Origin of the sequence: Mesorhizobium sp. M7A.F.Ca.ET.027.03.2.1 (assembly GCF_003999175.1) — a bacterium.
GTDB lineage: Bacteria > Pseudomonadota > Alphaproteobacteria > Rhizobiales > Rhizobiaceae > Mesorhizobium.
Window position 1 is genome coordinate 1 of record NZ_RZOM01000085.1, and the last position, 10,392, is coordinate 10,392.

Annotated in this window: 12 protein-coding genes; 6 read left to right on the forward strand and 6 right to left on the reverse strand. The window is 63.5% G+C overall.

Annotated features, from left to right (window positions below; translation table 11 throughout):
- The 3 genes from EN750_RS06225 to EN750_RS06235 form a co-directional block, all read right to left on the reverse strand.
- Window positions 1-470: aminopeptidase P family N-terminal domain-containing protein (locus tag EN750_RS06225; protein WP_189526063.1), on the reverse strand; the 470-nt coding region annotated here is incomplete at its 3' end.
- A gap of 138 nt (window positions 471-608) precedes the next feature.
- A complete protein-coding gene (locus tag EN750_RS06230) occupies window positions 609-1,481 on the reverse strand; it encodes a 50S ribosomal protein L11 methyltransferase (protein ID WP_127269252.1) in 873 nt (290 codons plus the stop codon).
- A gap of 65 nt (window positions 1,482-1,546) precedes the next feature.
- Complete coding sequence (locus tag EN750_RS06235) at window positions 1,547-2,125, reverse strand: SCO family protein (RefSeq protein WP_127395905.1); 579 nt, start codon at window positions 2,123-2,125, stop codon at window positions 1,547-1,549.
- Window positions 2,126-2,312: 187 nt separating this feature from the next.
- On the opposite strand from EN750_RS06235, the gene EN750_RS06240 reads away from it, so the two are divergent.
- The 3 genes from EN750_RS06240 to EN750_RS06250 all read left to right on the forward strand — a co-directional run bounded on the left by EN750_RS06240 (window position 2,313) and on the right by EN750_RS06250 (window position 4,344).
- Complete coding sequence (locus tag EN750_RS06240) at window positions 2,313-2,831, forward strand: CreA family protein (RefSeq protein WP_127395906.1); 519 nt, start codon at window positions 2,313-2,315, stop codon at window positions 2,829-2,831.
- A gap of 142 nt (window positions 2,832-2,973) precedes the next feature.
- Window positions 2,974-3,615, forward strand: a complete 642-nt coding sequence (locus EN750_RS06245) for a DapH/DapD/GlmU-related protein (protein WP_127395907.1) — start codon at window positions 2,974-2,976, stop codon at window positions 3,613-3,615.
- 303 nt (window positions 3,616-3,918) lie between these two features.
- Window positions 3,919-4,344, forward strand: coding sequence for a low affinity iron permease family protein (locus EN750_RS06250; RefSeq protein ID WP_127320442.1), 426 nt, complete (start codon window positions 3,919-3,921; stop codon window positions 4,342-4,344).
- Between the two features lie 3 nt (window positions 4,345-4,347).
- On the opposite strand, the gene EN750_RS06255 is transcribed toward EN750_RS06250, so the two are convergent.
- Complete coding sequence (locus tag EN750_RS06255) at window positions 4,348-5,214, reverse strand: SDR family NAD(P)-dependent oxidoreductase (RefSeq protein ID WP_127395908.1); 867 nt, start codon at window positions 5,212-5,214, stop codon at window positions 4,348-4,350.
- Between the two features lie 188 nt (window positions 5,215-5,402).
- On the opposite strand from EN750_RS06255, the gene EN750_RS06260 reads away from it, so the two are divergent.
- A complete protein-coding gene (locus tag EN750_RS06260) occupies window positions 5,403-5,687 on the forward strand; it encodes a hypothetical protein (RefSeq protein ID WP_127320440.1) in 285 nt (94 codons plus the stop codon).
- Window positions 5,688-5,948: 261 nt separating this feature from the next.
- Window positions 5,949-6,347 (forward strand): SH3 domain-containing protein, encoded by a 399-nt coding sequence (locus tag EN750_RS06265; RefSeq protein ID WP_127382106.1) that lies wholly within the window; start codon window positions 5,949-5,951, stop codon window positions 6,345-6,347.
- Between the two features lie 85 nt (window positions 6,348-6,432).
- Here EN750_RS06265 and EN750_RS06270 read toward each other — a convergent pair whose 3' ends face one another.
- Window positions 6,433-7,935 (reverse strand): MATE family efflux transporter, encoded by a 1,503-nt coding sequence (locus EN750_RS06270; RefSeq protein WP_245472770.1) that lies wholly within the window; start codon window positions 7,933-7,935, stop codon window positions 6,433-6,435.
- A gap of 142 nt (window positions 7,936-8,077) precedes the next feature.
- Here EN750_RS06270 and EN750_RS06275 point away from each other — a divergent pair, with 142 nt between their 5' ends.
- Window positions 8,078-8,863: a L,D-transpeptidase gene (locus EN750_RS06275; RefSeq protein WP_127395909.1), complete on the forward strand. Its 786-nt coding sequence runs from the start codon at window positions 8,078-8,080 to the stop codon at window positions 8,861-8,863.
- Between the two features lie 85 nt (window positions 8,864-8,948).
- Here the strand turns inward: EN750_RS06275 and EN750_RS06280 are convergent.
- On the reverse strand, window positions 8,949-10,392 hold a 1,444-nt coding region (locus tag EN750_RS06280; RefSeq protein WP_127395910.1), incomplete at its 5' end, for an esterase-like activity of phytase family protein.

The window sequence follows — 10,392 nt, forward strand, 5'->3', positions numbered from 1 at the left end:
TTCCAGATGATGTCAATCGGGTTCTTGTCGAGCGGCACCAGCACGGCGCCTGATTTGTCGGCCGAGGCCTGCAGCGCCTTGACCTCGCTGATCGTGTGCAGCCATGGATCGAAGCCGAGCCGTGCGCCCTTGCCAAGATTGTCTTTCAGCCAGACAGCCGGCGGATTGTCGACCAGGCTTTCGATCGAAAAGACGTCCAGGTCGACCTCGCTGCGCACCTGCAGCGTGTAGCGCCCGTCGACAAAGACGAAGGCGCGGTCGCGCAGGACGATGGCGACACCGGCCGAGCCGCTGAAGCCGGTCAGCCATTTCAGCCGCGCCGAACGGTCGGCGACATATTCACCCTGGTGCTCGTCGGCGCGCGGCACGATGAAACCATCAAGCCCGTTGGCTTCAAGCCATTGGCGCAGGAGCGCCACGCGCGGTTTGCCGACGGCCGGGTCGCCGGCGGAATCGAAGGTCTGGAACATTGTGGGCCTCCTGATATCGGCGGGACCGTAGCCTATGGACTGGGAAATCGGAATCGATTTCCGGCTGCGCGCAACCTGCTACAGCATCGCTGGACTGACAACCGGGGGAACTTGGTCCAAGCTCGGTCGGTCCCGGGCTCAATGCTTGAGGTGGATCGTCACCCAGCCCTCGCGGTGCAAGGTTCTGACGTGGCGAAAATTCTGGCCGACATAGGCCGAGATGACGGCGTCGCGCTGGCGGTCGAGGATGCCTGACAGCACGATCGAGCCGCCGAGCGCGATGTGGCCAGCCATTTGCGGCGCCAGCCGCATCAGCGGCCGTGCCAATATGTTGGCGACGATGAGATCGAAGGGCGCGCGCTTGCCGAAGACCGGGTGGTGAAAGCCCGGCGCGGTCACCGTTTCCACCAGTGCCTTGACGTGATTGAGCCGCGCATTGGCGGCAGCCACCCGCACCGCCACCGGATCGATGTCGGTGGCCAGCACAGGAATATGCGCCAGCTTGGCGACGGCAATCGCCAACACCGCACTGCCGGTGCCGAGATCGAGCGCATTGCGCGGGTGTTCGCGCCGGACCACTCTTTCCAGCATCTCCAGGCAGCCGGCGGTGGTGCCGTGATGGCCGGTGCCGAAGGCAAGGCCGGCCTCGATCTCGATGGCGATCTCGCCGCTGTGGCGCTTGCGGCGGTCATGCGCGCCGTGGACGAAGAAACGTCCGGCACGCACCGGCTTCAGCTCTTCCAGCGAATGCGCCACCCAGTCGATGTCGGGCAGGGCCTCGCGCTCGATCGGCTTCGACAGGGAAAGGCCGGCAAGGATGTCGTTCAAGCGGGTCTCGACCGCATCGACGTCGCCATCGGCATAGAGCGACACTTCGTGGATGTCCTTGTCCTCGTCGACCTCCAGGACGGCGATCGGCAGCCCTTCTTCCTCGAAGGCTGCCTCAAGCGCCGCGAAAATGCTGACGGACTCGGTCTTTCCGGTGGTGAAGTAAAGGCGCGTCTGGGTCATGAAATCTGTTTCTTTTTGAGCATGATCTTGCCCGAAAACCGGTTCCCACTTTTCGGGATCAAGCTCTAGCCTTTCGCCGCCAGCCGCTTCAGCTTGGCGATGGCCGTATCGGCGCTTTCGCCGTAGGCGATGGTGCCGGCAAAGTCGCCATTGGCGTTGAGCAGCAGCACCGAGGCGGTGTGGTCCATCGTGTAGTCGCCGTCGCCGGTGTCGACCTTCTTCCAGTAGATGCCGAACGACTTGGCCATGGCATGGACCTTGTCGGGAGCGCCCGTGATGCCGACGATGCGGTCGGAGAAATTGCTGACATAGGCGTTCATCACTTCCGGCGTGTCGCGCTCGGGATCGACCGATACGAAATAGGCGTGCAGGTTCTTGCCGTCGTCGCCGAGCGTCTTCAGCCAGCCGGCCAGTTCGAACAGCGTGGTCGGGCAGACCTCCGGGCAATGGGTGAAGCCGAAGAAGACGACGCTGGGCTGACCCCTCAAGGCAGCCTCGGTGACCGGCGCGCCTTTCTGGTCGACCAGGGTGAAGGCAGCGCCGAAGGGCCCGCCGCCATAATGGCCGCGGTACCAGTCGAAGGTCAGCCAGCCGATGCCGGCGGCCATCAGGACGAGAATGCCGATCAGGATAGAACGCATCATCAGAAAAGTCCGTCTGCAGAAATCATCGCGCGGCTCAATGCCGCGCCTGTGCGACAGTCTTAGCGGTTCGGCCTCGCACAGGCAAAGTGCCGCGTTGCCGCAACCGCAGTGGTGTCGACCTATCTGCTTGCAAAGCCGGGCTGCTCGCCCCACCTGTGACCGGCAACTCGAACCGCAGGAGGCTCCCTTGCCACGACTGATTGGGCACGGATCGATTGGGCGAAAACTGATCGGCGGCGCCTTGGCCGCGTGTGTTGTCGTTGGCGCCGGTGCCGCGGTCGCCGAGGAAGTCGGCAAGGTCGGAGTCGACTGGCTCGGCAACGACATCATCGTCGAGGCGATCAAGGATCCGAAAGTGGAAGGCGTGACCTGCCACGTCTCCTATTTCGATCGCGGTATCATCGATCGCCTGCACAAGGGCAACTGGTTCGAGGATCCGTCCGATTCCTCCATCTCCTGCCGCCAGACCGGCCCGATCACGATCGGCGACATCGACATGAGCGAGGGCGGCGAGGAGGTGTTCAAGCAAGGCATCAGCCTGATCTGGAAGAAGCAGGTGGTGAACCGCATCTACGACAAGCCCAATGAGACGCTGATCTATCTCTCGCATTCGCGCCAGGTGCAGAACGGCTCGGCCAAAATGTCGGTCACCACCGTGCCGCTCTACGGCCAGAACGTGGTGTGGAGCAAAGGCAAGCCGCAATAGGCTGCTCAGTTCCTTCCGGAACCGGCCGGACGAATGGTCCCGCTTGCGGGACCATTCGTCCGGCGAATCCTTGCTGGGAAACGATCTGAGGGGCGATTGGTCCCGCTTGCGGGACCAATCGCCTAGGCGTAAAGCCGCCGGCATGGACCGTTCCGAAAACCTCGTCCCGAAAGACCCTGAGCCGCGTATCCATCCGACCGCGGAGCTGAAGGCGTGTAAGCTCGGCCGCTATGCCTCGATCGGCGAGCGGGTGGTGCTGCGCGAGGTGGATGTCGGCGACTTCTCCTATTTTGAACGCCACTGTGAAGCGATCTACACGACGATCGGGAAATTCTGCTCGATCGCCGCCAACAGCCGCATCAATGCGCTGGAGCATCCCATAGAGCGGCTGACCCAGCACAAGCTCAGCTACCGGCCGAACGAGTATTTTCGCTGGCTGGGCGTCGATGCCGCGTTCCGCGAGCGGCGGCAGGCGAAAGCCGTGACCATCGGCCATGATGTCTGGATCGGCCACGGCGCGGTGATCATGCCTGGGGTCGCCATCGGCAACGGTGCCGTCATCGGCGCCAACGCCGTGGTGACACGTGATGTGCCGCCCTACGCGATCGTCGCCGGCGTGCCGGCGAAGGCTCTCCGGCCACGCTTCGCTCCGGATATCACGGCGCGGATCGAAGCTCTCGCCTGGTGGGACTGGCCGGTCGAAAAGCTGGCCAGAGCGGTTCCCGACATGCAGGCCATGCCGATCGAAGCGTTCCTCGACCGCTGGGAAAACGACGCCGTCTGACCAGTTCAAGTGCGTAGCGTTGAGACGGAGTCGGGCGACGCGCTTCAAGGCCCGCCGGACTGAAACCCCTTCCGCCATGCGGGGGTGGCGCAGCGGAAGGGGTGGAGTTAAACCGCTGTGAAGCGGAAGGAACAGGCACTCTCGCCTGCAGGGTCATTGTGACATTGGACCCATAAGGTGTGTTTTCCAGGCTATTCTCCCTATGCGTGTAGGCAATTGTACCTGGAGGTATTTGCTTGCATCGGGAACCTGAAACGGTCGCTGATTGTTCTCATCGCGCCGCAGCGTTGAGGATTTCGATAGATGGAAAAGCATTTCACCAAGGTCGCCAACTGGGTCGCCCGCATAGCCGGCCTGCCGCCGACATTCGCCCTCTGTTGCCTGATCGTCATCGTCTGGGCGGTGAGCGGTCCGTTCTTCGGCTTTTCGGACACCTGGCAGCTCGTCATCAACACGGGCACGACCATCATCACCTTCCTGATGGTCTTCCTGATCCAGAACACTCAGAACCGCGACGGCGCGGCGATCCAGGCCAAGCTCGACGAACTGATCCGGGTCGGCAAGGGCCACAACCACTTCATCGGCATCGAGCATCTGACCGAATCCGAAGTCGAGGAAATCCGCGCCAAATGCGAGCGTGCTGCAAAGCGGCATGACGAACAAATCGCCGACATGGCGGCGAAGAAGGTTGTGGCGAAAAAGCGCGGGTCGAAAAAGCAGGCGGCCTGAAGATCAGTTCTTCATGAACGCCGCGAAACTGTCCTTGTGGTCCGGGTGCCAGCGCGACAGGGCTGGGCGGTTCTCGATGATGTCGCCGATCGCCCAGGCCATGCGCTTTTCATCCAGCGGGCGGGCCGCCTCATTGTCCGGGCACAGGATGTAGAAATCGCCTCGGGTCAGGGATTCCAGCATGAAATCCACAACCTGTTCGCCGGTCCAGGCGCCGGCCGGTTTTTCCGTCGCGCCCTCGGTCAGGCCGGTAAAGGTGAAGCCGGGGATCAGAAGATGAGCAGCGACATGGGCGCCGGGTTCGTTGCGCAACGCATGCGCCAGGCCTTCTGTGAAGGTTTTCACCCCTGCCTTGGAGACATTGTAGGCAAGATTGCCGGGCGGCGTGGTGATGCCTTGCTTGGAGCCGGTGTTGACGATCAGACCCGGCCTGGCCGAGGCCAGCATGCGTGGCGCGAAGGCCTCCACGCCATGCACGACGCCCCAGAAATTGATGTCCAGCAGCCGTTTCCAGGCATCGCGGTTTTCCCATGGCTTTCCGGGGTTGTCGCCGACGCCGGCATTGTTCATCAGCAGCGACACCCCGTCGAAGGCGCCGAACGCCCTCTCGGCGAGGCGGTCCACCTCATCCGCTTTCGAAACGTCGGCGGCGACGGCAAGCACGGCATCGTCGCCGGCAATCGCAGAAACGGCGCGCGAGGCGTCGTCTAGCCGCGCGCCGCCAATGTCGGCCAGCACGATCTTCATGCCCATCAGTGCAAGCCGCTTGGCGGCCGCCAGACCGATGCCGCTGGCGGCGCCGGTGATCACGGCGGCATTGCCTGGGGCAAGCGCGGGCAGGGCGGTCTGTATCTCGGCGTCGGTGATCATGGGCGATGGGTTCCTTCTTCGATGGCGCCGAACTTAGCGCCGGAACCGGCCGGCGCAAGCCTCTGCCCGCCTTGTCGGGTTGACCAGTTCGGTCGAGGCTGCGCATGTTGCCCTTTGCCTCCGCAAAAGAGATTTTGCCCTGGGGACAAAACAAACTTTAGCCTCGGGGACAAACGGAGATTTCCTGATTGACGGACTGGGTTGCAATCCTGAAAGAACAGACCGCCATTGGCGACCAGATGGGCCGCGAGGTGCCGCAGATGCTGGCCAACCCCGACATCAGCGAAACGCAGGTGAAGACGCTCTTTTCCGCCCTGGAGAAACAAGCCGAGTTCGTCGAGAAGCTGCGTATGGCGCTGGAAAAGTTCGGCCACGATTTCTCGATCATCAAGGCCGCGGAACGGCTGGAGGAGCGCTATGCCGACCTTGCTGCATCGGTGGCGGAAAAACTGAAAGCGATGCGCCGTCGGTGAATGCCTCGACCCTGCCTTTGCCCATGGATCCACCTTTGCCCGCGGTGATTGTCGAAAGACAGTAAACGTCAGCGGGTGTTGAAGAGCAATAGGCGGCAACCGGGAAATTCCTCAACCATGTCCAAGAAAAATCCGGCATCAGTCCCGCTGGCCAGAACAGTTACGCCGCCCACCTGTTGACTTTTCTTGGCTTGGCCGCTCCCTCTTGCAGGGCAGTCTTGGCCGAAGCAGATGAACGGCCGGATTCGAATGGAGGGACTGATGAGATTTCGTTTTCTGCTTGTGTTCGCGACCATAATGGCCGCGGTCTTCGGGACGTCCGCCGCAGCCTTCGCTTACAGCGCCCACACCACGACCAATCTCAATGTCCGTAGTGGGCCGGGAGCGGGATATGCCAGGGTCGGAACGCTGCCCGGCGGCTTCAGGGTCAATGTCACCGGCTGCCAGCCGGGCTGGTGCAGAATTCATGGCGGCGGCGTGAGCGGCTGGGCCAGCTCCGGTTATCTCGAACGCTCCCAAATCGTTCGCCCGCCAATCATCATCGTGCGTCCGCCGCATCGGCCGCCACACTGGCACAAGCCGCACCGTCCTCCGCACCATCGGCCGCACAGGCCACGTCCCGGCAAGTGCAAGATCGCGCCCGGCTTCTCCTGCAAATAGGTTCATTTGCGCCGGGTCTGGCGTGACGGGCAGGGCGGCAAATCAATTGCGGCCCTGCCGCCATGTCCATGGCCTGACGGGTACTTCAGCCGTTCGGTGTTTCAGGCGAAAGATGCGCGCGTCCGCGTGGCACGCCAAGACCGGTGTCCGGCGGCTCGCCGGCTGCCGGTCTGTTCTCGATCATGTGCGTGGTGCGCCAGCGGCCGAAACGGTAGTAGGCCGCCGCCAGTACAAGCGAGCTGATCGAACCCACCGGGAAACTCCACCACAGCGCTTCCTCGCCGATCACGCCACGCATGAAATAGGCGAAGCCGGTGCGCACGACCAGCACCGAGATGACCAGGATGATCAGCGGCGGCATCACGGCACCCGTGGCTCGTACGGTGGCAAACAGCACGATGGTTATGCCGAACAGAATGAACGACCACGAGGCGACATTGTTGATGTGGACGGCGATGTCGATCGCCGCGCTGTCGCTGCTCAGGAACAGGCTCAGCACCGAACGGTCGAAAACCGACAGCACTGCAACCAGTGCGCCGGTCAGGACCAGGTTGAAGCCGACACCGGAGGCGGCGATGCGGCCGATCCGGTCCCAGCGCCCGGCGCCGACATTTTGCGCCGCCATCGAGGACACCGCGGCGCCGATGGCGAGCGCCGGCATCTGGATATAGGTCCACAGCTGAGCAGCGATGCCGTAGGCGGCGGCGACCTGTGAGCCGTAGGAATTGACGATGCCCATCACCGTCAGTGCCGCCGCCGAAATGACGATCATCTGCAGACCCATCGGCACGCCCTTGACGACGACGATGCGAAGCAAGGTGGGATCGGGCCGCAGCAGGGCGAGGTTGGCGCCGGCCAGCCGCAGCGGATGCTTGCGCACATAGAGCACGATCAGGATGGCGATCACGCTTACCGTCTGGCCGATCAGCGTGGACGTGGCGGAGCCCGCGATGCCGAGTTCGGGAAACGGTCCGATGCCGCGGATGAGCAATGGGTTGAGCACGATGTCGAGGACGACGGCCAGAGCCATGAAGAAGAAGGGCGTGCGTGAATCGCCGGCACCGCGCAGCACGGTCATGACGAAGGACAGAAGGTTCATCATCGGCACGGCGACGAAGATGATGCGCAGATAGGAGCGCGCCAGCGGCAAGGCATCGGCCGGTGTGCCGAGCGTGTTGAGAATGGCGTCGACCCAGATCCAGCCGCAGACCGCGAGGATAACGGAAACGAGGAAGAAGAACGTCGCGCTGGTGCCGACGATGCGGCGCGCCTCGGGCAGGTCGCGGGCACCGACCGACTGGGCCACCAGGATGGTGGCCGCCATGCCGATGCCGAACACGGTGCCGAGGATCAGGAACAGGACGAGGTTGGCGTTGGAGGTGGCGGTCAGCGCCGATTCGCCGAGGAAACGGCCGACCCAGACGGCGTTGATCGAACCGTTGAGCGACTGCAGCACGTTGGAGCCGAGCACCGGCAGGGCGAACAGCAAGAGCGTGCGCGGGATCGGGCCGCTGGTCAGGTCGCCGGTGCGCCGGCGCGGGGGATTTTTTTCGTCCATGGCGGGCAGCTCGGCGAAGGTTTGTTTCAAGTCGCGTCCGCGATGATTGCCGATACAACCGAACACAGGTTGTGCCTTGATCTAATCATGTTCTCAAAGCTTCCGGAATGGGATATTGATCCTCGATGCGTGGGGCCGCATTCCTATCAGATCTTGGATAAGCCGGGGGGTCATGTCCGATATTCCGCTGTTTTCTGTGCACCTGAACCGGCGCGCGTTTCTCGGTGCATCCGCTTTGGGCGCCCTGGCTGTTTCGGCGTGTACAACAACAGACGTGGCGCCGCCGCCGCCGGATGCAGCACCGCCGAGCGATCCGGCTTTCGGCGATGCCGCAAGCATGTATGCGGCGCGTGTCGACGAGGGCTATCAACTGCCGGCAATCCCGGTTGCCAAGGTCGATCCGAAATTCGTGCGCCAGATCGTGGCTGATCCGACCGGGGAGAAACCCGGCACGATCGTCGTCGATACGTCTGAGCACTTCCTTTATCTGGTGCGCGAGGGCGGCACAGCTATCCGCTATGGCGTCAGCCTTGGCAAAGCCGGTTTCGGATGGACCGGCAGCGCCGTGGTCCAGGCGAGGAAGAAGTGGCCGGTCTGGACGCCGCCGCCGGAGATGATCCAGCGCCGGCCGGAACTGGCGAAATACAAGGACGGCATGCCGCCCGGCCCGCAGAGCCCGTTGGGCGCCCGCGCGCTGTATCTGTTCCGCGACGGCAAGGACACGATGTACCGGCTGCACGGCACGCCGGAGTGGGATTCCATCGGTAAGAACGCTTCGTCGGGCTGCGTGCGCTTCATGAACCAGGACATCATCGACCTCTACAGCCGCGTCAACGGCCCCGCTCAGGTCTTCGTGCGTCCCAACCTGATGGCCGCCGGCAAGATCATGGCCGTGTCGAGCAGAACCGCCGAGCCGATAGATGCGGGCGTCCCGAAGGACGCGGAGTTCTTGAAGTAAGCCTTCTCAATCAATCTGCCTGGAAAAACACCAGCAATAGTGCTCCGGGCGGACGCGCCAAGCGCGCCCGTCCGTGCAGTGGTCGTTACTTCTTGGCCAGTCCCGGCAGCGTGACCTGATAGACCAGGAACATGGTGTCGACATTGGCGCCGTCTTCGGCCTTGTAGGGCGCGCCGACCTGAAAACCGTCCTGGGCGAGGAAGTCGTTGTCGTTGGCGACGAACAGGAAGTAGTCGTCGGGCAGCTTCGCATCGAGCACGCTGACCACCGACATCGCCTCCCACTTCTCGGAAAGGTTGTCCTGGTCGTTGGGCGCGCCATTGTGCAGGCCGAAGCGACCGAGCTCGGCACTTTCGTTGATGTCGATGAATGGCGTCAGCTTGGCCGGTGTCACCGATGGGTCGACGACGCCTTTGGGGGCGACCGGCCTGTCAGCGCCGTCGAAGGTGCCGCCGGCGATGTCGGTCGCGGTGGATAGGTCGACGACGTTGACCTGCCGATAGAGCGAGGCGTCGCCCTTCAGGCCCTGGCCGTTGCCGCTGTCGCGCGCCAGCATCAGGAAGCTCTTGTCGGAGAGTGCCACGATCTCGCTCTGCGCGGCGACCTTGGTCTTGCCCTTGGCATCCCTAAACACCGGCAGCGGCACGACATATTCGTGCGCCAATTTGAGATGGGCGAGGTCGGACGCGTCATAGACCAGCGCCCTGGTGTTTTGGCGGGTCGAGCCGGAATCGCCGCCGTCCTGCCTGGCCGCCGACTGCAGCACGGCGATCAGGAACTTGCCGTCGGGCGTCATCGCCATGCCTTCGAGGCCTTGATTGTTCTGGCGGCCGGTGTCGGGATCCTTCGGATCGGGCTCGGCGGCACCGGGTCCCGGATTGTCCGAGGCGAAGTTCGGCGTGCCGTGGCGCATCGGCACCAGCGCAGCCGGTGGCTGGGTTGCCGACAGCAGATGCCCGTCGGCGGAAAACCGATAGATGTTCGGGCCGTATTCGTCGGAGATGAACATCGAACCATCGGGCAGCCGCACGATCGCCTCGTTGTCGAGCGCCAGCTTGCCATTGTCGGCTTGCGGCAGGATCGGCATGTCGCCGCTTGCCGCGCGCACGCCGTTGAGCGGATCGAGGCCTGTGGCATCAGCCCCCTTGTCGTCGGTGAGAAGCATGGTGTCGGCGAGCGTTGCCTTGACGCCGGTCTGCTGCTGGCCGGCAGCAGGTGCCGCACCTGGTGCCACCGGGGTAAACTCGATGGCGACGGTGTTGAGGCGCGGCCGGTAGTCGGTGGTGCCGACGACATTGTAGCCGCGATCCGGCAGCAGCCAGAGCGAACCTTTGTAGCCGGCGGCCTCATGCGTCCAGCCTGATGTGTCGATCGACATGCCCGAGCCCGAACCAAACGTCTCGCCGAACTTGTCGCGCTGAGCGGCCGGGATGCGGCCGACGCCGACCAGGCCTTTGTTGACAAAGCTCGTGCCGCCGACGGTCGCGGTGCTGTCGGCGAGCGCCGGCGTCAAGGCGGTGAACAAGGCC

Bases quoted from the DNA above. Each gene is read 5' to 3' on its own strand.
- EN750_RS06255 (WP_127395908.1), bottom strand. From the start codon at position 5,214: ATGATCACCGACGCCGAGATACAGACCGCCCTGCCCGCGCTTGCCCCA.
- EN750_RS06275 (WP_127395909.1), top strand. From the start codon at position 8,078: ATGTCCGATATTCCGCTGTTTTCTGTGCACCTGAACCGGCGCGCGTTT.
- EN750_RS06250 (WP_127320442.1), top strand. From the start codon at position 3,919: ATGGAAAAGCATTTCACCAAGGTCGCCAACTGGGTCGCCCGCATAGCC.
- EN750_RS06265 (WP_127382106.1), top strand. From the start codon at position 5,949: ATGAGATTTCGTTTTCTGCTTGTGTTCGCGACCATAATGGCCGCGGTC.
- EN750_RS06230 (WP_127269252.1), bottom strand. From the start codon at position 1,481: ATGACCCAGACGCGCCTTTACTTCACCACCGGAAAGACCGAGTCCGTC.
- EN750_RS06245 (WP_127395907.1), top strand. From the start codon at position 2,974: ATGGACCGTTCCGAAAACCTCGTCCCGAAAGACCCTGAGCCGCGTATC.
- EN750_RS06235 (WP_127395905.1), bottom strand. From the start codon at position 2,125: ATGATGCGTTCTATCCTGATCGGCATTCTCGTCCTGATGGCCGCCGGC.